At 67.4% G+C, this 21,608-nt stretch carries 16 protein-coding genes; 12 read left to right on the top strand and 4 right to left on the bottom strand.

Annotated features, from left to right (window positions below; all coding sequences use genetic code 11):
• Nucleotides 1–9: 9 nt before the first annotated feature.
• From A5750_RS03005 to A5750_RS03045, 9 genes are all read left to right on the top strand, one after another.
• Entirely contained in the window at nt 10–1,479 is a 1,470-nt protein-coding gene (locus tag A5750_RS03005) for a wax ester/triacylglycerol synthase family O-acyltransferase (protein WP_067261107.1), read from the top strand.
• Nucleotides 1,476–3,218, top strand: a complete 1,743-nt coding sequence (locus A5750_RS03010; RefSeq protein ID WP_066958409.1) for an HAD-IB family hydrolase/lysophospholipid acyltransferase family protein — start codon at nt 1,476–1,478, stop codon at nt 3,216–3,218. Before A5750_RS03005 ends, A5750_RS03010 begins: the two co-directional genes overlap by 4 nt.
• Nucleotides 3,215–5,566: a glycerol-3-phosphate 1-O-acyltransferase gene (locus tag A5750_RS03015; RefSeq protein WP_067261109.1), complete on the top strand. Its 2,352-nt coding sequence runs from the start codon at nt 3,215–3,217 to the stop codon at nt 5,564–5,566. Before A5750_RS03010 ends, A5750_RS03015 begins: the two co-directional genes overlap by 4 nt.
• A 29-nt stretch (nt 5,567–5,595) precedes the next feature.
• Nucleotides 5,596–7,632, top strand: coding sequence for a cytochrome c oxidase assembly protein (locus tag A5750_RS03020; protein ID WP_067261111.1), 2,037 nt, complete (start codon nt 5,596–5,598; stop codon nt 7,630–7,632).
• A gap of 155 nt (nt 7,633–7,787) precedes the next feature.
• The gene (locus A5750_RS03025) at nt 7,788–8,294 is read left to right on the top strand and encodes a single-stranded DNA-binding protein (protein ID WP_066958404.1); all 507 of its coding nucleotides are present in this window, start codon (nt 7,788–7,790) and stop codon (nt 8,292–8,294) included.
• 90 nt (nt 8,295–8,384) lie between these two features.
• A complete protein-coding gene (gene ettA, locus A5750_RS03030) occupies nt 8,385–10,061 on the top strand; it encodes an energy-dependent translational throttle protein EttA (protein WP_067261114.1) in 1,677 nt (558 codons plus the stop codon).
• Between the two features lie 120 nt (nt 10,062–10,181).
• Nucleotides 10,182–15,023: an NAD-glutamate dehydrogenase gene (locus A5750_RS03035; protein ID WP_067261117.1), complete on the top strand. Its 4,842-nt coding sequence runs from the start codon at nt 10,182–10,184 to the stop codon at nt 15,021–15,023.
• A complete protein-coding gene (locus A5750_RS03040) occupies nt 15,020–15,436 on the top strand; it encodes a thioesterase family protein (protein ID WP_066958398.1) in 417 nt (138 codons plus the stop codon). Before A5750_RS03035 ends, A5750_RS03040 begins: the two co-directional genes overlap by 4 nt.
• Nucleotides 15,421–16,095: a hypothetical protein gene (locus tag A5750_RS03045; protein WP_067261119.1), complete on the top strand. Its 675-nt coding sequence runs from the start codon at nt 15,421–15,423 to the stop codon at nt 16,093–16,095. Before A5750_RS03040 ends, A5750_RS03045 begins: the two co-directional genes overlap by 16 nt.
• 55 nt (nt 16,096–16,150) lie before the next feature.
• Here the strand turns inward: A5750_RS03045 and A5750_RS03050 are convergent, their stop codons facing one another.
• From A5750_RS03050 to A5750_RS03065, 4 genes are all read right to left on the bottom strand, one after another.
• Complete coding sequence (locus A5750_RS03050; RefSeq protein ID WP_066958671.1) at nt 16,151–17,164, bottom strand: FAD/NAD(P)-binding protein; 1,014 nt, start codon at nt 17,162–17,164, stop codon at nt 16,151–16,153.
• A gap of 72 nt (nt 17,165–17,236) precedes the next feature.
• Nucleotides 17,237–17,845, bottom strand: a complete 609-nt coding sequence (locus tag A5750_RS03055; protein ID WP_082959022.1) for a DUF5134 domain-containing protein — start codon at nt 17,843–17,845, stop codon at nt 17,237–17,239.
• A 203-nt stretch (nt 17,846–18,048) separates the two neighbouring features.
• Nucleotides 18,049–19,614, bottom strand: a complete 1,566-nt coding sequence (locus A5750_RS03060) for an alpha-amylase family glycosyl hydrolase (RefSeq protein WP_066958392.1) — start codon at nt 19,612–19,614, stop codon at nt 18,049–18,051.
• 26 nt (nt 19,615–19,640) lie between these two features.
• Nucleotides 19,641–20,036 (bottom strand): globin, encoded by a 396-nt coding sequence (locus tag A5750_RS03065; protein WP_066958669.1) that lies wholly within the window; start codon nt 20,034–20,036, stop codon nt 19,641–19,643.
• A gap of 142 nt (nt 20,037–20,178) precedes the next feature.
• Here A5750_RS03065 and A5750_RS03070 point away from each other — a divergent pair, with 142 nt between their 5' ends.
• The 3 genes from A5750_RS03070 (at nt 20,179) to A5750_RS03080 (ending at nt 21,572) form a co-directional block, all read left to right on the top strand.
• Complete coding sequence (locus A5750_RS03070; protein ID WP_066958390.1) at nt 20,179–20,826, top strand: HNH endonuclease; 648 nt, start codon at nt 20,179–20,181, stop codon at nt 20,824–20,826.
• 64 nt (nt 20,827–20,890) lie between these two features.
• Nucleotides 20,891–21,118, top strand: coding sequence for a hypothetical protein (locus A5750_RS03075; RefSeq protein ID WP_066958666.1), 228 nt, complete (start codon nt 20,891–20,893; stop codon nt 21,116–21,118).
• The gene (locus tag A5750_RS03080) at nt 21,105–21,572 is read left to right on the top strand and encodes a DUF5130 domain-containing protein (RefSeq protein ID WP_066958388.1); all 468 of its coding nucleotides are present in this window, start codon (nt 21,105–21,107) and stop codon (nt 21,570–21,572) included. The genes A5750_RS03075 and A5750_RS03080 overlap by 14 nt, the downstream gene beginning before the upstream one ends.
• Nucleotides 21,573–21,608: the final 36 nt, after the last annotated feature.

A 21,608-nucleotide genomic window follows, 5' to 3' on the forward strand; every position in this document is an offset into this window, starting at 1 on the left:
CGGAGGACCATGACTGAGTCCGTCGAGGTCGTGAAATTGTCCGACCAACTTGGACCGGTCGACTATCTGATGCATCGTGGTGAAGCGAATCCCCGGACTCGGTCGGGGATCATGGCGCTGGAACTTCTCGACACCACGCCGGACTGGGATAAGTTCCTGACCCGATTCGAGAACGCTTCCCGACGGGTGTTGCGGCTGCGCCAGAAGGTTGTCGTGCCGACCCTGCCGACCGCGTCGCCGCGCTGGGTGGTGGATCCCGATTTCAACCTCGAGTTCCACGTGCGCCGGATGCGGGTGGCCGAACCCGGCACACTGCGCGACGTCTTCAACCTCGCCGAGGTGATCCTGCAGTCGCCCATGGACATCTCCCGTCCGCTGTGGACGGCCACCCTGGTGGAGGGCCTGGCCGACGGCAAAGCCGCCACGCTGCTGCACGTCAGCCATGCGGTCACCGACGGCGTCGGCGGTGTGCAGATGTTCGCGGAGATCTACGACCTGGAGCGCGACCCGCCTTCCAAGCCGACGCCCCCGCTGCCCATCCCGCAGGACCTCACACCCAATGACCTGATGCGGCAAGGCATTAACCACTTGCCCACCGCCGTGGTCGGCGGTGTCATGAGCGCGGTGTCCGGGGCGGTGTCGGCTGCCGGACGGGCCGTCCTGGAGCCGGGGTCCACCGTGTCCGGAGTCGTGAGTTACGCGCTCTCGGGCATGCGGGTGCTCAATCGGGCGGCCGAGCCGTCGCCGCTGTTGCGGCGCCGCAGCCTGGCCACCCGCACCGAAGCGATCGACATCCCGCTCTCCGACTTGCACCGGGCGGCCAAGGCCGGCGGGGGCTCGATCAACGACGCCTACCTCGCCGGCCTCTGCGGAGCCCTGCGGCGCTATCACGAGGCGCTCGGAGTGCCGATCAGCACGCTGCCGATGGCGGTACCGGTGAACCTGCGGGCCGAGGCCGACACGGCCGGCGGCAACAGGTTCACCGGGGTCAACCTGGCCGCGCCCGTGGGTACCGTCGACCCGGTCTCGCGGATGAAGAAGATCCGCGCGCAGATGACGCAGCGCCGCGACGAGCCCGCGATGAACATCATCGGTTCGGTCGCGCCACTGCTGAGCATCCTGCCTACGGCGGTGCTCGAGGGCATCACAGGCTCGGTGATCGGCTCCGACGTGCAGGCCAGCAACGTCCCGGTGTACCCGGGAGATACCTACATCGCCGGCGCGAAGGTGTTGCGGCAGTACGGGATCGGTCCATTACCGGGGGTGGCGATGATGGTGGTGCTGATCTCGCGGGGCGGGTGGTGCACCATCACCGTGCGCTACGACAGGGCATCGGTGCGCAACGAGCCACTGTTCGCTCAATGCCTGCTGGAGGGCTTCGACGAAATTCTGGCGCTGGCCGGGGAGGGGGCGCCCCACGCGGTGCCGGCCTCGTTCACCGAACCGGTGACTTCGGCACGGACGGCGTCGGGCTCATGAGCACCACGAAAGACCAGGGAAACGAGCGCGGGACACCCGGGACGGACATGCGCCTGCCGGGCTCGGTCGCCGAAATCATGGCCAGCCCACCGGGTCCGAAGATCGGGGCGTTCTTCGACCTCGACGGGACGCTGGTGGCCGGCTTCACGGCGGTGATTCTCACCCAGGAGCGGCTGCTGCGCCGTGACATGGGCGTGGGAGAGCTGCTCGGCATGGTCCAGGCCGGCCTGAGCCACACGCTCGGGCGGATCGAGTTCGAGGACCTCATCGGCAAGGCCGCCGCCGCGTTGGCCGGCCGCTTGCTGGACGACCTGGAGGAGATCGGCGAGCGGCTGTTCGTGCAGCGAATCGAGTCGCGGATCTACCCCGAGATGCGCGAGCTGGTGCGGGCGCACGTCGCTCGCGGGCACACCGTGGTGCTCAGCTCGTCGGCGCTGACCATCCAGGTCAACCCGGTGGCGCGGTTCCTCGGCATCTCGAACATGCTCACCAATAAGTTCGAGACCACGGAAGACGGGATGCTCACCGGCGGCGTGCAGAAGCCGATCTTGTGGGGGCCCGGCAAAGCCGCTGCGGTGCAACGGTTTGCGGCCGAGAACGGCATCGACCTGAAGGACAGTTACTTCTACGCCGACGGGGACGAGGACGTCGCCCTGATGTACCTGGTCGGCAACCCGCGCCCGACCAATCCCGAGGGCAAGATGGCCGCCGTGGCCAAACGCCGCGGCTGGCCGATCCTGCGTTTCAGCAGCCGCGGTCCGGTGGGCCTGCGCCGGCAGATCCGCACCCTCGCCGGCTTCGGCTCGATGTTCCCCGTCGCCGCCGGCGCCGTGGGCATCGGCGTGCTGACCCGCAACCGGCGGCGCGGGGTCAACTTCTTCACCTCGACCTTCTCCCAGCTGTCGCTGGCGATCGCCGGGGTGCAGCTCAACGTCATCGGTCAGGAGAACCTGACCGCGCAGCGACCGGCGGTGTTTATCTTCAATCACCGCAACCAAGTTGACCCGGTCATCGCCGGCGCGCTGGTGCGCGACAATTGGATCGGCGTGGGGAAGAAGGAGCTGAAGAAAGACCCGATCATGGGCACGCTCGGCAAGCTGCTCGACGGCGTCTTCATCGACCGGGACGACCCCGTCGCCGCGGTGGAGACGATGCACGAGATCGAAGACCGGGCGCGGAGGGGACTGTCGATCGTGATCGCGCCGGAAGGCACCCGCGTCGACACCACCGAAGTCGGGCCCTTCAAGAAGGGGCCGTTCCGCCTGGCCATGGCGGCCGGTATCCCGATCGTTCCGATCGTGATCCGCAACGCGGAAATCGTCGCCGCCCGCAACTCCACCGTAGTCAATCCCGGTACCGTGGATGTCGCCGTCTTTCCGCCGATCTCGGTGCAGGACTGGACCGTCGAGAACCTGCCGGAGCGCATCGCCGAGGTTCGACAGCTATATCTGGACACGCTGGCCAACTGGCCGATCGACGAGCTGCCGCAGGTCGACCTGTATGCCGAGAAGAAGGCGGCGACGAAGGCCAAGACCCCCGCGAAAAAGACTGCGGCTAAGGCGGTCTCGAAGGCACCGGCAAAGAAGGCCGCCTCCCGGAAGGCCGCCTCGAAAGCCAAGCCCGCCAAGGCGAATCCGCACGAGTCGCAGGCCGCCCTCAAAGACGGTGAGGCACACCGGCCCGCCGAGGCCACCGCCAGCACGGAGCCGCCGGAATCCGCGCCCGAAGGGCGGCCGTGACCGAAGCGGCCGCGGATACCACCGCGATCCTCACCGGCCAAGACTCGCTGGTGTTGGCGTCCATGGCCTCGCCGGTCGAGCGGGAACTGGTGACGGCCTGGATGGCTCAACAGCGCGCGGACAAGCCCGAGGCGAGATTCGACGTGCTGGAACTGCCGCCGCCCACCGCGCCCCCCGATGCGCTGACCGCGCTGATCGAGCAGCTCGAGGCCGGCGGCGGCGACGACCGTTCCATCGTCCCGGTACGGGTGTTCTGGCTGCCGCCACCGGATCGCGGCAGAGTCGCCAAGCTGGCCGGGCTGCTACCGGGGCGAGATCCCTACCACCCCAACGAACGTCAGCAACTGCAGATCATTCGCAACGCTCCCCAGCGGGCGCGGGTGGTGGCCGGCGAACCGGCGAAAGTCTCCGAACTGCGCGAGCAGTGGCGCGACACCACCGTTGGCGAGAATGAAAGCGACTTCGCCCGATTCGTCATCCGGCGCGCGCTGCTGGCGCTGGAACGCGTCGAGTATCGGATCCTGGGGCCGCAGTACAAGTCTCCGCGGCTGGTAAAGCCGGAAATCTTGGAGTCCAGCCGATTTCGTGCCGGGCTGAAGAAAATCCCCGGCGCGACCGTCGACGAAGCGGGCGAGATGCTCGACGAACTCTCCACCGGCTGGAGCCGCGTGTCCGTCGACCTCGTTTCCGTGCTCGGCAGGATGCTCAGCCGCGGATTCGATCCGGAGATTGACTACGACGGATATCAGGTCGCCGCGATGCGCGCGGCGCTGGAGGCCCACCCGGCGGTGCTGTTGTTCTCGCATCGCTCCTACATCGACGGCGCGGTGGTGCCGGTGGCAATGCAGGAAAACCGGCTGCCGCCCGTGCATGTGTTCGCCGGCATCAACCTGTCGTTCGGCGCGATGGGCCCGCTGCTGCGCCGGTCCGGCGTCATCTTCATTCGCCGCAACATCGGCGAAAACCCGCTCTACAAATACGTTCTGCGCGAATACGTCGGCTACATCGTCGAAAAGCGGTTCAACCTGAGTTGGTCCATCGAGGGCACGCGCTCGCGCACCGGCAAGATGTTGCCGCCAAAACTCGGCCTGCTGGCCTACGTCGCCGATGCCTACCTGGACGGCCGCAGCGAAGACATCCTGCTGCAGCCGGTGTCCATCAGCTTCGACCAGTTGCACGAGATCGCCGAGTACGCGGCCTACGCCCGTGGCGGGGAGAAGACGCCCGAAGGCGTTGGCTGGCTGTACAACTTCATCCGGGCGCAGGGCGAACGCAACTACGGCAAGATCTACGTCCGCTTCCCGGAAGCCGTTTCGATGCGCCAATACCTGGGCCCGGCGCACGGCACGCTGACTCACGACCAGGACGCCAAACGGCTTGCGCTGCAGAAAATGTCGTTCGAGGTCGCGTGGCGGATATTGCAGGCGACGCCGGTGACGGCGACCGGCCTGGTGTGCGCGTTGCTGCTCACCACCCGCGGCGCGGCGTTGACGCTCGATCAGCTGCACCACACCCTGCAGGACTCGCTCGACTATCTGGAACGCAAACAGAACCCGATGTCGACGAGTGCGCTGCGGCTGCGCTCGCGCGACGGCGTGCGGGCGGCGGTCGACGCGTTGTCCAACGGGCACCCGATCACCCGGGTCGACGGCGGCCGGGAACCGGTGTGGCACATCGTCCCCGACGAGCAACACGCGGCCGCGTTCTACCGCAACTCGCTGATCCATGCCTTCCTGGAGACCTCGATCGTCGAATTGGCGCTGGCGCATGCCCGGCACGCCGAGGGCGACCGGATGCGCGCCTTCTGGGACCAGGCGATGCGGCTGCGCGACTTGCTCAAGTTCGACTTCTACTTCGCGGATTCGGCGGCATTCCGGGACAACATCGCCGAAGAGATGGCCTGGCACGACGATTGGGAAGCCCATGTCAGCGCCGGGGGCGAGGAGATCGACGCGCTGCTGTTCGCCAAGCGCCCGCTGATGGCGGATGCGATGCTGCGGGTGTTCTTCGAGGCCTACGAGATCGTCGCCGACGTGTTGCGGGATGCGCCGGCCGACGTCGGCCAGAAGGACTTGACCGCCTCGGCGCTCGGCGTGGGCCGCCAATACGTGGCGCAAACCCGGGTCCGCAGCAGCGAATCGGTGTCGACGCTCTTGTTCGCCACGGCCTATCAGGTCGTCGTCGACCAGGATCTCATCGCGCCCGCGCCGGACCTCGCCGACCGTCGGGCCGCGTTTCGGGGGGAGCTGCGGGACATCCTGCGAGATTCGGATCACGTCGGGCGGATAGCGCGCGACCAGTTCGTCGCCCGCGAGGTCAAGGCGCGTCGGGAGCGCCTGGCTCGGTAGTCCCCGGTCGGGGCTCATACCCTGGGCGTATGACGGTCGATCGGTCGGTGACGCCACCCCGCGCGCGGGCGTGGCCGCTGCTGATCGGTGTCGCGCTGTTGGCGGGCTGCACGGCGGCCGGTATCGGGGCGTTGTCGCTGGCCGACGCGCTGACCGCCACGGGGTTGCCGAACCCGGGTCCGGCAACCACGCTGGGGCTACCGTTCATCCGGGCGGCGGGGGAGATCGCCGCGGTGCTGGCCGTGGGCTCGTTCCTGTTCGCGGCGTTTCTGGTGCCGCCCCAACGCAGCGGCGTCCTGGACGCCGACGGGTACCGGGCGCTTCGCCTGGGGACCGTGGCGTCGGGTGTCTGGGCGGCGTGTGCGGCGCTCCTGGTTCCGCTGACCATTTCCGACGTGTCGGGCCGCCCGCTGGTCGCGCTTTTGAACCCGGTGCGGATCTGGTCGATCGCCGGCCTGGTCACCACCGCCTCCGCGTGGCGCTGGACCGCGGCGCTGGCCGCGCTGGTGATGCTGGCCAGCCTCTCGGTGCTGCGCTGGTCGTGGACGCCGCTGCTGTTCGCCGGCTCGCTGCTGACGCTCATCCCGCTCGGGCTGACCGGCCATTCGTCGGCGGGCGGTTCGCACGACCTGGCGACCAACAGCCTGCTGATCCACCTCATGGCCGCGGGCCTGTGGGCCGGCGGCCTCTTGGCGTTGACCGCCTACGGGCTGTGCGGCGGCGGGCACGTCGCCCTGGCGGCGCGGCGGTTCTCCGCAATCGCGCTGTGGTGCTGGGTCGCGATGGCGCTCAGCGGTCTGGTGAACGCCGCGGTGCGCGTCCCGTTGGGCGACCTGGTGACCACCGATTACGGCCGATTGGTGGTGGGCAAGTTCGCCGCGTTATGCGTGCTGGGGGTGATCGGCTGGCGCCAGCGGCGCTCGTCGGTCGCCGGTTTGCAAGCGGAACCGCCTCAGCCGGAGGCGCGCCGCGCCCTGCTCCGGCTGGCGCTCGCCGAGGCCGCGGTCTTCGGCCTCACCTTCGGCATCGCCGTCGGGCTGGGCCGCACCCCGCCGCCACCGCCGCCGAGCCGGCTGCCCTCGATTCCCGAGGCCGAGATCGGCTACGACTTCAACGGCCCGCCGACCCCGGCGCGGATCCTGTTCGACTGGCGCTTCGACTTGATCTTCGGCAGCGCCGCCATCGTCTTTGCCGCCCTCTATGTGGCCGCCGTGGTCCGCCTGCGCCGCCGGGGTGACGCCTGGCCGCCGGGCCGGACCGTCGCCTGGCTGCTCGGCTGCCTCACGTTGCTGTTCGTCACGTCGTCGGGGGTCGGTCGCTACATGCCGGCGATGTTCAGCGTGCACATGGTCGCCCACATGGGCCTGTCGATGCTGGTGCCGATCCTGCTGGTGCTGGGCGCCCCGGTGAGCCTGGCCCTGCGGGCGTTGCCCGCCGCCGGCCGCGACGACCCGCCCGGTATGCGGGAATGGCTGTTGGCCGCCCTGCACAGCGGGCTGTCGCGGTTCCTCACCAACCCGGTCGTGGCCACCGTGCTCTTCGTCGCCGGCTTCTACGGGCTGTACCTGTCGAGCCTGTTCGACATCGCCGTGGGCAGTCACGCGGGGCACCTGGCGATGAACCTGCACTTCCTGCTCAGCGGGTACCTCTTCTACTGGATCGTCATCGGGGTCGACCCCACGCCGCGTCCGATTCCGCCGCTGGCCAAGGTGGGCGTGGTGTTCGCGTCGTTGCCGCTGCACGCGTTCTTCGGGGTGGTGCTGATGGGCACCCGCAGGGTGCTCGGCGCCGACTACTATCGCTCGCTCGGCTTGACCTGGCACACCGACCTGATCGGTGACCAGCGGTTGGGTGGCGGGATCGCCTGGGCGGCGGGGGAGCTGCCGCTGGTGATCGTGATGCTGGCGTTGCTGGTGCAGTGGGCGCGCAGCGACGACCGGACCGCCCGGCGGTTGGACCGCGCCGCCGACCGCGACGACGACGCCGAGCTGGTCGCCTACAACGCGATGCTGGCCGAGCTGTCGCGGCGCGACAGACCCAACCGTCCGCACCAGCCGGCGGATTGATCCACAGTCGCGATTCCTTCCACAGGCCCGATGGGGCACCGCCGGATTCCGGCCCCTTCGCCCGCCGGCCCGTCGGTGGCGCCGGGCTCAATGGCGGCCAGGACGGGCGGTGCCTCGTTCACCGCCCAACAGCAAACCGAGAAGGGATCATTCCAATGTTCGAAACCCCGCTTACCGTGGTCGGGCACATCGTCAACAACCCCGAACGCCGACAGGTCGGCACCCAGGAGGTCATCAAGTTTCGCGTCGCCAGCAACTCCCGGCGGCGCACGGCCGACGGCGGCTGGGAGCCGGGCAACTCGCTGTTCATCAACGTCAACTGCTGGGGAAAGTTGGTCACGGGCGTGGGTGCCGCGTTGGGCAAGGGCGCCCCGGTGATCGTGGTCGGTCACGTCTACACCAGCGAGTACGAAGACCGCGACGGCAACCGCCGCTCGTCACTGGAGATGCGGGCGACCTCCGTCGGGCCCGACGTATCCCGCGCGATTGTGCGGATCGAGAAGCCGGGCTACACCGGTCCCAATCCGGAGCAGGCGGCCATCAATGGAACTTCGGTGGCGGCCGCCGACGTTGGTGGTGACGAGGACCTGAAGGCCGGCGACGACCCGGCCGACTCCGGTGACGGCGCCGCTGACCGCGTCTCGCTCTCCGTGCCGGCTTGACGGTCGGCTTGGGGGCGGGCCGGCGGTTGTCGGCCGGTGCCTAGGATGGTCCGCGAGATCACTTGTAGACCAGAAAGGCACAACAGCGGCATGGCTGAGTTCATCTACACGATGAAAAAGGTCCGCAAGGCGCACGGCGACAAGGTGATCCTGGACGACGTCACGTTGAGCTTCTATCCGGGCGCCAAGATCGGCGTCGTCGGCCCCAACGGCGCCGGCAAGTCGAGCGTCTTGCGGATCATGGCTGGCCTGGACAAGGCGAACAACGGCGAGGCCTTTCTGGCCACCGGGGCCACCGTCGGCATCCTCCAGCAGGAGCCGCCGCTGAACGAAGACAAGACGGTGCGCGGCAACGTCGAAGAGGGGCTCGGCGAGATCAAGGTCAAGCTGGACCGCTTCAACGAGGTCGCCGAGTTGATGGCCACCGACTACTCCGACGAGTTGATGGAGGAAATGGGCCGGCTCCAGGAGGACCTCGACCACGCCGACGCGTGGGACCTCGACTCGCAGCTGGAGCAGGCCATGGACGCCCTGCGCTGCCCGCCGCCGGACGAGCCGGTGACGAATCTGTCCGGCGGAGAGCGGCGCCGCGTGGCGCTGTGCAAGCTGCTGTTGTCCAAGCCCGACCTGCTGCTGCTGGACGAGCCGACCAACCACCTGGACGCCGAAAGCGTGCAGTGGCTCGAACAACACCTGGCCGCCTACCCGGGCGCGGTGTTGGCTGTGACCCACGACCGGTACTTCCTGGACAACGTCGCCGAGTGGATCCTCGAGCTCGACCGCGGCCGTGCGTATCCCTACGAGGGCAACTACTCGACATATCTGGAGAAGAAGGCCGAGCGGTTGGCGGTGCAGGGCCGCAAGGACGCCAAGCTGCACAAGCGGCTCACCGAGGAGCTGGCCTGGGTGCGGCAGGGGGCAAAGGCGCGGCAAGCGAAGAGCAAGGCCCGCCTGCAGCGCTACGAGGAGATGGCCGCCGAAGCGGAGAAGACGCGCAAGCTCGACTTCGAGGAAATCCAGATCCCAGTCGGGCCCCGCCTGGGCAACGTGGTCGTCGAGGTCGACCACCTCGACAAGGGCTACGACGGGCGGACCCTGATCAAGGACCTGTCCTTCACGCTGCCCCGCAACGGCATCGTGGGCGTGATCGGGCCCAACGGGGTGGGCAAGACGACGCTGTTCAAGACCATCGTCGGGCTGGAACAGCCGGACAGCGGGACGGTCAAGGTCGGAGAGACGGTCAAGCTCAGCTATGTCGACCAGTCTCGCGCCGGCATCGATCCCAAGAAGACCGTGTGGGAAGTCGTTTCGGATGGCCTCGACTACATCGAGGTCGGCCAGAACGAGATCCCGTCGCGCGCCTATGTCTCGGCGTTCGGGTTCAAGGGTCCCGACCAGCAGAAGCCGGCCGGCGTGCTGTCCGGTGGCGAGCGAAACCGGCTGAACCTGGCGCTCACGCTCAAAGAAGGCGGCAACCTACTTCTGCTCGACGAGCCCACCAACGACCTCGACGTCGAGACGCTGGGTTCGCTGGAGAATGCCCTGGAAAAGTTCCCGGGCTGCGCGGTGGTCATCTCGCACGATCGCTGGTTCCTGGACCGCACCTGCACGCACATCCTGGCCTGGGAGGGCGACGAGGACAACGAGGCCAAGTGGTTCTGGTTCGAGGGCAACTTCGGCGCATACGAGGAGAACAAGGTCGAACGGCTCGGTGTTGACGCGGCCCGGCCGCACAGAGTGACCCACCGGAAGCTCACGCGCGACTAGTGTCAGCTGCGCAGCACCCCGAAAATGCGGCCCAGACGAGCCGCGGCGGGTGCACCCCGCTTGCGGGGGAAGTGGGCGGTTGAGCGCAGTGGCGTTCGTCACGAGTTGGGAGCCATCGGCATGACGATTGATCCCGGAGCCAAGCAGGCGCTCAAGCCGTGGACCGCATTCACCCGGCAGCAGGACATCCCCGACTGGATCGCGAAGGCCTATATCGAGAGCTATCGCGGCCCGCACGGCGACGAACCCGGGGCGGAATCCGGCCCAATCGACCTGACCGTCCCGACCGCGATCGTGACCCCCGCCATGCTCGGCGCGCACTATCGGCTCGGTGAGCACCGTCCCGCCGGCCAAAGCCGGGTCGCGGTCTACCCCGCGGACGACCCGGCCGGATTCGGGCCCGCGCTGCAAGTCGTCACCGACCACGGCGGCATGCTGTTGGACTCCGTCACGGTGCTGCTGCACCGCCTCGGTGTGCCCTACGCGGCCATCATGACCCCGGTGTTCGAGGTTCACCGCAACCCTGCGGGCGACCTGGTCAGCGTCGAGTCGAAACCGCCCGGTGCCCCGCAATACGTGGGCGAGGCGTGGATACACGTGCAACTGCTGCCCTCGGTCGACAGCAAGGGCCTCGCCGAGGTCGAACGGTTGTTGCCCAAGGTGCTGTCCGACGTGCAACAGGTCGCCAGCGACGCGGGCGAGTTGATCGCCACCCTGAGCGGCCTGGCCGCGGAAGTGGAAACCAACGCCCAGGGCCACTTCTCGGCCCCCGACCGCGCCGATGTCGCGGCGCTGCTGCGCTGGCTGGGCAACGGTAACTTTCTGCTGCTCGGCTACCAACGTTGCCGCGTGCACGATCGTTTCGTCTCCGGCGACGGGTCACCCGGGCTGGGCGTCCTGCGCTCCCGCACCGGTGCCCGCCCTCGGCTGACGGATGACGACAAATTGCTGGTGTTGGCGCAATCGGTCGTCGGCAGCTACCTGCGCTACGGTGCCTATCCGTACGCCGTCGCGGTTCGGGAAAATGTCGGCGGCGACGACGGCGTGGTCGAGCACCGCTTCGTCGGACTCTTCACCGTCGCCGCCATGAACGCGGACGTTCTGGAAATCCCCACGATCTCGACCCGAGTGCGCGACGCGCTCGCCCTGGCCGACAGCGACCCGATCCACCCCGGCCAGCTGCTGCTCGACGTCATTCAAACCGTCCCGCGCTCAGAGCTGTTCACGTTGAGCGCCGAACGGCTCTTGACGATGGCCAAAGCCGTGGTGGATCTGGGATCCCAACGGCGGGCGTTGTTGTTCCTGCGCGCCGATCGGCTCCAGTACTTCGTCTCGTGCCTGGTCTACCTGCCCCGCGATCGCTACACCACGCAGGTGCGGTTGCAAATCGAGGACATTCTGGTCCGCGAGTTCGGTGGCACGCGGCTCGAATTCACCGCGCGCGTTAGCGAATCGCCTTGGGCCCTCATGCATTTCATGGTGCGGTTGCCGGAAGACGCGGCGCCGGTCGACGTCTCCGAAGCCAACCGGGTCCGCATCCAGGGACTGCTGAGCGAAGCCGCGCGGACCTGGACCGACCGGTTGATCGGGGCCGCCGCGGAAGGCTCCGTCGACCAGGCCGATGCCGAGCACTACGGCACCGCTTTCTCCGAGGTCTACAAGCAAGCCGTCACCCCGGCCGATGCCATCGAGCACATCGGCATCATCGAAGGGCTGCATGATAATTCGGTCAAGCTGGTGTTCTCCGAGCGAGGCGAGGACGGGGCCGCCCAGCTGACCTGGTTTCTGGGCGGGCGCACCGCCTCACTGAGCCAGCTGCTGCCCATGTTGCAGAGCATGGGCGTGGTGGTGCTCGAGGAGCGACCGTTCACCGTCACCCGCCCGGACGGGCTGCCGGTATGGATCTATCAGTTCAAGATTTCTACGCACCCCACGATCGCGCCGGCGACGACCACTGCCGACCGCGACGCGACCGCACAGCGGTTCGCCGATGCGGTCACCGCGATCTGGCAAGGTCGCGTCGAGATCGACCGGTTCAACGAGCTGGTCATGCGCGCCCGGCTGACCTGGCAGCAGGTCGTGCTGCTGCGCGCCTATGCGAAGTACTTACGGCAGGTGGGCTTTCCCTACAGCCAGTCCTATATCGAGTCGGTGCTGAACGAGCACCCGTCCACCGCGCGATCGCTGGTCGCCCTATTCGAGGCGCTCTTCGATCCCCGGCCGTCGGGCGCGTCAGTCAACCGTGACGCACAAGCGGCGGCGGCCGCGGTGGCCGCCGACATCGACGCGCTGATGAGCCTGGACACCGACCGCATCCTGCGGGCGTTCGCATCGCTGGTTCAGGCGACGCTGCGCACCAATTACTTTGTGACGCGCGAGCGTTCGGCACGCGCCCGAAACGTGTTGGCACTCAAGCTGAATGCGCAGCTCATCGACGAATTGCCGCTGCCGCGTCCCAAGTACGAGATCTTCGTCTATTCGCCCCGCGTCGAAGGTGTGCACCTGCGGTTCGGCCCGGTGGCCCGCGGCGGGCTGCGCTGGTCGGACCGCCGCGACGATTTCCGCACCGAGATCCTCGGCCTGGTCAAGGCGCAGGCGGTGAAGAACGCCGTCATCGTGCCGGTTGGCGCCAAGGGCGGCTTCGTCGTCAAGCGGCCGCCGCTGGCGACCGGCGATCAGGCGGAGGACCGCGATGCCACCCGCGCCGAGGGCGTCGCCTGCTATCAGCTGTTCATCTCCGGCCTGCTCGATGTGACCGACAACGTCGACCACAAAACGAGAAAGGTCAGCCCGCCGCCCGAGGTGATACGGCGCGACGGTGACGACGCCTACCTGGTGGTGGCCGCCGACAAGGGCACCGCGACCTTCTCCGACATCGCCAACGACGTGGCGAAGTCCTACGGCTTCTGGCTGGGTGACGCCTTCGCGTCCGGCGGATCGGTGGGCTACGACCACAAGGCGATGGGCATCACGGCCAGGGGTGCGTGGGAGGCCGTCAAGCGACACTTCCGGGAGATGGGCGTCGACACCCAGGCCGAGGACTTCACGGTGGTGGGCATCGGCGATATGAGCGGTGACGTGTTCGGCAACGGCATGCTGCTCTCCAAGCACATCAGGTTGATCGCCGCCTTCGATCACCGGCACGTGTTCCTCGACCCCGACCCCGCCCCCGCGGCCTCGTGGGAGGAGCGCCGGCGGATGTTCGACCTGCCGCGGTCCAGCTGGGAGGACTACGACAAGTCGTTGATCAGCGAGGGCGGCGGTGTGTACAGCCGCGAGCACAAGTCCATCCCCGTCAGCCCGCAGGTGCGCGACGCGTTGGGCATCGACGCAGAGATCACCGAGATGACCCCGCCCAACCTGATCAAGGCGATCTTGCAGGCGCCGGTCGATCTGCTGTTCAACGGCGGCATCGGCACCTACATCAAGGCCGAGTCCGAGTCCGACGCCGACGTCGGCGATCGCGCCAACGATCCGGTGCGCATCAACGCAAGTCAGGTGCGCGCCAAGGTGATCGGCGAGGGCGGGAACCTGGGGGTGACCGCCCTGGGCCGGGTCGAGTTCGATCTGTCGGGTGGGCGCATCAACACCGACGCGATGGATAACTCCGCCGGCGTGGACTGTTCGGACCACGAGGTGAACATCAAGATCCTGATCGACTCGCTGGTCACCGCCGGCAGGGTCGACCCCGACGAGCGCAAAGCGTTGCTGGAGTCGATGACCGACGAGGTCGCGCAACTGGTGCTCACCGACAACGAGGATCAGAACGACCTGATCGGCACCAGCCGCGCCAACGCGGCCAGCCTGCTGCCGGTGCACGGCAGGCAGATTCAATACCTCGTAGACGAGCGTGGGCTCAACCGCGAATTGGAAGCCCTGCCGTCGGAGAAGGAGATCGACCGGCGGTGTGAGGCCGGCATCGGCCTGACGTCGCCCGAGCTGTGCACCCTGATGGCGCACGTCAAACTCGGGCTCAAAGAGGAGATGCTGAACACCGAATTGACCGAGCAGGATGTGTTCGCATCCCGGTTGCCGCAATACTTTCCGACGCCGTTGCGGGAACGGTTCAGCGCAGGGATCCGCACCCACCAGCTGCGCCGTGAGATCGTCACCACCATGCTGATCAACGACCTGGTCGACACCGCCGGCATCAGCTACGCGTTCCGGATCACCGAGGATGTCGGGGTCGGGCCCGTCGACGCGGTGCGGACGTACGTCGCCACCGACGCCATCTTCGGCGTGGGAGAGATCTGGCGGCGGATCCGCGCGGCGAATCTGCCGGTCGCGATGTCCGATCGGCTCACGCTCGACACCCGACGGCTGATCGACCGCGCCGGCCGCTGGCTGCTCAACTACCGACCGCAACCGCTGGCCGTGGGTGCGGAGATCAACCGGTTCGCGGCGAAGGTCAAAGACCTGACCCCGCGGATGTCGGAGTGGTTGCGCGGCGACGACAAGGCGATCGTCGAGAAGGAAGCCGCCGAATTCTCTTCGCAAGGTGCACCCAACGACCTGGCGTACATGATCGCCGCTGGTCTCTACCGATTTAGTCTGCTGGACATCATCGACATCGGCGACATCAACGACATCGACGCCGCCGAGGTCGCGGACACCTATTTCGCCCTGATGGACCGGCTGGGCACCGACGGCCTGCTGACCGCGGTGTCCGAACTGCCCCGCAATGACCGCTGGCATTCCCTGGCGCGCTTGGCGATTCGCGACGACATCTACGCCTCGCTGCGATCGTTGTGCTTCGATGTGCTCGCCGTGGGCGAGCCGAACGAAAGCGGCGAGGAGAAGATCGCCGAGTGGGAACACCTATCCGCATCAAGGGTGGAGCGGGCCCGCCGAACCCTCATCGAAATTCAGGAAAGCGGGGAAAAGGATCTCGCGACGCTGTCGGTGGCCGCGCGTCAGATCCGGCGCATGACCCGCACCAGTGGAAGAGGATCATCAAGTTGAGCGTCGGCTTCGTCGCCCCCGTGCCGGTGCGTTGGTCGGACATCGACATGTATCAGCACGTCAACCACGCCACCATGGTCACGATTCTGGAGGAGGCCCGGGTCCAGTTTCTGCGCGAAGCATTCGAGGTCGATATCTTGACCATCGGGTTGCTAATCGCCGAAGTCAAGGTGACGTACAAAGGTCAACTGCGGCTGGTCGATTCGCCGCTGCAGGTGACGATGTGGACCAAGCGGCTGCGGGCGGTGGACTTTACGCTGGGCTACGAAGTGCGCTCGGTCGGCGCCGATCCCGAGTCTAAGCCCGCCGTCGTCGCCGAGTCGCAGCTGGCCGCCGTTCATATCGAGGAGGAGCGCCTGGTGCGGCTCTCCCCACATCATCGGGAGTATCTGCAACGGTGGATTCGGCAGTAGTTGACCGCGGACTCTGGTTGGGGCCAGCCGACCGGGCCGCCCAGCGCAGGGACCTGGCCGCGTTCGTCGACTACGCGCTGCGTCTCGACGACACCGCCGTCATTCGCCTCCGCACTCGATCGGCCGGTCTGCTGACGGCTTGGGTGGCAACCGGTTTCGACGTCCTGGCCAGTCGCGTGGTGAGTGGTGAAGTGCGGCCCGAGGATCTGTCGGTGGGCGCGGACGCCCTGGCGCGCGGCCTGGCCGCGATGGACGACGCGGGCTACGTCGACCCCGGCTTCGCGATGGACTCCGCGTGGCGGGGTGCGTTGCCCCCGGACGCCGGCTTCACCCACCTCGAGGACATACCCGCCCGGGTGATGCTCGACCTGGCGCAGCGCGGCGCACAACTTGCCAAGGAACACGGCAGTTCGCACGGCCCACCCGTATCGCTGCTCGACCAGGAAGTCATCCAGGTGAGCTCCTCCGATGCGAGTGTGGGGCTGCCCATGCGGTGTGTGTTCGCTTTGACCGCAATGGGTTTCCTACCGCAGTCACCAGATGCCGTCGGCGCCGACGAAATGATCAGGGTCCGGATCCTGCCGACCTGGTTGCGCATCGACGCCCGATTCGGCTCTGTGTACCGGCGCCGCGGCGACCCGGCGCTCCTGCTCCGCTGACTCGTATCACGTTCCGAATCATCTTGAGTCAAACCCCGGCATGCGGGGTGAGTCGTCACGTGCTGTAGACCATCCACAGCGGAAGAACCGAGTCCAGGTAATCCATGAACTTCTTGAGGCCCACGCGGTATTGCCCGTAGCCGTATGGATCTTCGGCGTACTCCGGAAAGGCGATGCCCAGTCCGAACAGGCCGGGGGCGATGATTCCGTTCATCCGGTTGTATTGCAGCGGGCCCCACTGGGGCGTCTCGGGCAGCTTCCGCTGCTCGAAACCAACGGTGTAGACGACGTGGTCGCACTCGGCGATCTTCTCTTCGAAGTCCGGGGCGGCAACCCAGCACCTCTCCAACCGTTCCGGATGCTCACCGTCGATGTTCTCGCGGGCCCAGACGGCGGCCCGGCCCTTGAGACCGGTATCATCGAAAAGGATCCAATCATCCAGGTAGACAGCGTATTTGAGCGGGCTACGGTAAAAATTGATCACCCGACCGACCGGAAGCCGCAGCAGGTGCGGTAACGCGATCATCGACGAGTGCGACGAGCCGAAGACGCCAACCGTCGCGCCCTCCAGCGGCACCTCGGCGAGCTTGTCGGCATCGAGGGCGACCTCGACCGGAATTTCGTCGGGGGGATAGTCGAGCCTCTTGGGGGCTGCGCCGATGGCGAGGATCACGTTGTCCGAGGCCAGTTCCGGATCCTGCGTTTCGATCCGCCACTGCCGTCGCTGCAGGGACAGGGTGGTGGCCATCGTCTCGAAGGTGTGCACCCGTTCGCGCAGTTGCGCGGTGACCCACACCAATGGGTCGGCGACCAGGGCAAGGGCGCAGGTCTCCTCCGGGTCCACTTCGGCCAGCGGCATTGGCGGGGCTTGGGAGAACCGAAAGGCCGCAGAGCCATTCAGGAAACTCATGAACGTCCCGGCAATGGTGTTGCTCGACACCGACCGCCACTTACCGCCCAGGTCTCCCGCGGCGAAGGCGGGATCGATCCAGGCGATCTTGTCCGGCGGTACGCCCCGATCGAGCAGCCTGCCGACCGCAGCAATTCCGGCGGGTCCGGCTCCGATCACTGTCCACGCGTAGGTCGCCATGTAACTAGGTATAGAGGAGCGATGAGGCACGCGCCGAGTCGTCGGGTCCGATCAAACGATGTCGGCGAACATCAGCGCCGTGCCGGCGGCGGTGACGGCTTGAGTTACGATTTGCGCGTAGGTGAGTCGAACGGTGCGCGGCATCAACCTCGTCCAGCGCTGCGCCATCCAGTGGTACGCCCAGAAAATCGCGAGCGCGCCGAACCCCAGGGCCGCGGTCCAGTTGACGACGCTGACCCAGTCGGCCGCGGCGTGCGGCATGTGGTGTGCGGCGTGCTGCAAGCCCGCCGCGGCGCTGTGTGCGGGCATGCTCATCGCTTCGTCGCCCGCCTGATCCGAGTGGCCGGGCAAGCTGCCGTTCATCGCCCCGTACATCCAGGCCATCGCGACCATCATGAGGGCGTAGTAGTAGTTCGTCAGCCTGCCGTCGGCGGCCCAGGGCGCGCGGCGGCCGATGCCGACGAACCAGGCGCCCGCGAGCAGGAAGCACGTCGGTGCGACGATGGTCGGCAAGCTCATGCCAACCCCCCAGGCCATCAAGATCATCACCGCAGACATCGCCAGGTGCAGCAGCTGGCTCACGACGCCGGTCCAGCATCGGCGTTGGGCGACAAGGAAATACGCGTAGGCCGCGAAGCTGACGGCAAAGAGCGCCGTCACTAGCCATCGCAAGGTGTTATCCACCAACCCGCCTCTCGCCGGTGGGCCCACACGACGTCAGCTTGAGACCCGGAATCGGGGTTTCGATCTCGGCCATGGCACGAGAGTACCCCCAGAGGGTATCTATCCCGCGGCGCCACCCCGACGATCGCCCATGCGCAATGCGAAACCGAGTGCTCCGCCCCGGCTTTGGGGGAGGCCGGTCAGGCCAGCCACGCCGCGGCGTCCGGCGGGAGTTCGCCGTCGACCAGCGGGGCGCTGGCCATGATGAGCTGTCCCGGCGGCAGTGGGATCGGTCGCCGGCCGGCGTTCACCGCGCACACCGCTCCGCCGCCGCGGCGCCTGAAGATCAGCGCATCGCGTGGCGCGTCCAACCACTCGATTTCGTCACCGTCGAATTCGGTGCGCTCCTTGCGCACCTTGATGATGTGCTGGAAGAACGAGAAGGTCGATTCGGGGTCCGCGGCCTGCCGCTCGACAGTCAGTGCCGCCCACTCCCGCGGCATCGGTAACCAGGTGTCGGGCGACGAGGAGAACCCGAACGGGGGAGCCTCGCCCGACCACGGCATCGGAACCCGGCACTTGTCGCGGCCGCGCTCGGTGTGCCCGGAGCGTTCCCACGTCGGGTCCTGCAATACCTCGTCGGGCAGCTCGACGTCCGGCAGCCCCAGTTCCTCGCCGTTGTAGATGAACACTGCGCCCGGCAGGGCGAGCATCACCATCGCCATCGCCTTCGCCCGGCGCAGCCCGATCTCGCCGCCCCCGTACCGGGTGACCTCACGGCCCACGTCGTGGTTGGACAGCGTCCAGGTCGGGATGGCGTTTTCGATCGCGATGGCCTCCATGGAGTTCTGGATCGCGTGCTGGATCTCGCTGGCGTCGAAGTCGATCTTCGTCAGCCGGAAGTTGAAGCCGAGGTGCAGTTCGTCGGGCCGCAGGTACTCGGCCCACAGCAGATTGTCGAGCACCCACACCTCGCCGATGGTCACCGCGTCGGGATAGTCGTCGACGATCTTGCGGATCCCGCGGTGAATCTCGTGCACGCTCGGGTGGTTGAAGCGGGGGTCGTCGTCGCTGTGACTCAGCACCTTGACGTCGTCCTTCGCGTCGGGCAGGTCGGCCGGCTTGGCCATCCCGTGCGCCACGTCGATGCGGAAGCCGTCCACGCCGCGTTCCAGCCAGAAACGCAGCGTCTTCTCGAAATCGTCGAAGACGTCCGGGTGCTCCCAGTTCAGGTCCGGCTGCTCGGTGTCGAAAAGGTGCAGGTAGTACTGGCCCGGATTGCCGTCCGGCTCCACCACCCGCGTCCAGGCGGACCCCCCGAACACCGACGTCCAGTTGTTCGGCGGTAGCTCCCCGGCGGGACCCCGGCCGTCGCGGAAGTAGTAGCGGTCCCGCGCGTCGGTGCCCGGCCCTGCGGCCAGCGCGGCCTGAAACCACGGGTGCGCCGAGCTGGTGTGGTTGGGCACCACGTCCATGGTGATCTTGATGCCCCGCTCGTGCGCCGCCGGGATCAGCCGCTCAATGGCCGCCATCCCGCCGAACAGCGGGTCGATGTCGCGCGGGTCCGCGACGTCGTAGCCGTGGTCGGCCATCGGCGAGACGGTGACCGGGTTGAGCCAGATCGCGTCCACCCCGAGTCGCTCGAGGTGATCCAGGTGGGCCAGTAATCCATCGATGTCGCCCACGCCGTCGCCGTCGCTGTCGGCGAACGACCGGGGATAGACCTGATAGAAGACCGCGTTCGACCACCATGCTCCGGGGCTCATCCTGTTCCGTTCAGTTCGCTGGGCTATCAGAAGGGCGAGTTGACCAGCGAGTGGGCGGCCATCTCAAGGTAATCGAGCAACTGACGTCGGTGCTCGTCGTCGAGGGTGTCCGAATCGATCGACGCGACCGCCGTGTGCATGCAGCGCAGCCAGGCGTCGCGCTCGATGGGAGTGATCCGGAACGGGACGTGGCGCATCCGCAGCCGTGGATGCCCGCGCCGGTCGGAGTAGGTGCGGGGGCCGCCCCAATACTGCTCGAGGAACATGCGCAACCGTTCCTCGGCGCCCGCCAAATCGTCTTCGGGGTACAGCTGGCGCAGAATTTCGTCCTCGGCGACCTGGGCATAAAAGCGGGACACGATCGCATGAAAGGTTTCGGCACCGCCGACGGCGTCATAGAAGGACTGTGGCTCGGAATCCATCGCCTCCATTGTGGTCCATCGCGGCGGCTGCGGCCTGAGCCGGGCCGAGGGCACAACCGCTGTTCACCCGGACGACATGCCGTTCACCTGCAATAGGGGTGCGATTGGCGGCGAATCATGGTGGACTATCCGCGGAGGATCTATGGCGCAGGGCAAGAGACGCCGCAGCCACCGCAGTTCCGGGGCCGCGGCAGGGTTAACCGGGCCCCCGACCGCGTCATGCCTGCATAGCGTCGATACCCATCCCCCCACCCGCCAAGACAGCGCGTCCCTGTGGAGTCGTCGGCGGGTGCTGCTGCTGAATTCGACATACGAGCCACTGACCGCGCTGCCGATGCGGCGGGCCATCGTGATGGTCATTTGCGGGAAGGCCGACGTGGTCCATCACGACCCGGCCGGACCGGTGATCCATTCGGCCACCAGCTCGATCATGGTGCCCTCGGTGATCCAGCTGCGGACCTACGTCCGCGTCCCGTACCGGGCCCGCGTCCCGATGACCCGGGCAGCGCTGATGCACCGGGACCGATTCTCCTGCGCGTATTGCGGAGCGAAGGCCGACACCGTCGACCACGTGGTGCCACGCAGTCGCGGCGGCGACCACTCGTGGGAGAACTGCGTCGCGTGCTGCTCGACGTGCAATCACCGCAAGGGCGACAAACTGCTCACCGAACTCGGCTGGGTGCTGCGCCGGACCCCGCTGCCACCGACGGGGCAGCACTGGCGACTGCTGTCGACGGTCAAGGAGCTCGACCCGGCCTGGGCGCGCTACCTCGGCGAAGGCGCGGCCTGACCAATCTCGTGTCCGGGTGTGCCACGAGAACACCCGGTGGGATACGGTTTTCGTCGTGAGCATGCTGGAGATCCACGCGTACTTCATCGGAATACCGTTGCTGCTGGTGGCCGTGCTGGCGGTGCTGATCTGGTCGCACAAGGGACCGCACCCGGCGACCTACAAGTTGGGTGAGAAGTGGACGCATCCGCCGATCCTGTGGGCGGCCACCGACGAAGACGTCGGCCACACCCACGGCGGGCACGGCGGACACGAGTTCTCAGTTGGAGGTGGCGCCAGTGGCACATGGTGATGTGGCGACGATCGAGCCCGGCGAGCTGCCCAACGGGTGGGTGATCACCACCAGCGGACGGCTTTCCGGAGTCACCGAGCCCGGCGAGCTCTCCGTTCATTTCCCGTTCCCGACCAAGGACCTCGTCGCCATCGACGACGCACTGAAGTTCGGTTCCCGGGCATCGAAGGCACGGTTCGCCATCTACCTCGGTGACCTGGGCAGCGACACCGCCGCCCGGGCTCGCGAGATCCTGGCCAAGGTGCCCACGCCCGACAATGCGGTGCTGCTGGCGGTCTCGCCCGACCAGAAGGTCATCGAAGTGGTCTACGGCTCCCAGGTCCGGGGCCGCGGCGCCGAGTCGTCCGCGCCGCTCGGCGTTGCCGCCGCATCGTCGGCGTTCGAGCGGGGCGACCTGGTGGACGGACTGGTCAGCGCGATCCGCGTCCTCAGCGCGGGCATCTCCCCGGCTTAGTGGCGAGCGCGGCGGAGTTGGGCGCCGCGGGTCGCC

The organism is Mycobacterium sp. 852002-51613_SCH5001154 (genome assembly GCF_001667425.1).
Taxonomy (GTDB): Bacteria; Actinomycetota; Actinomycetes; order Mycobacteriales; family Mycobacteriaceae; genus Mycobacterium.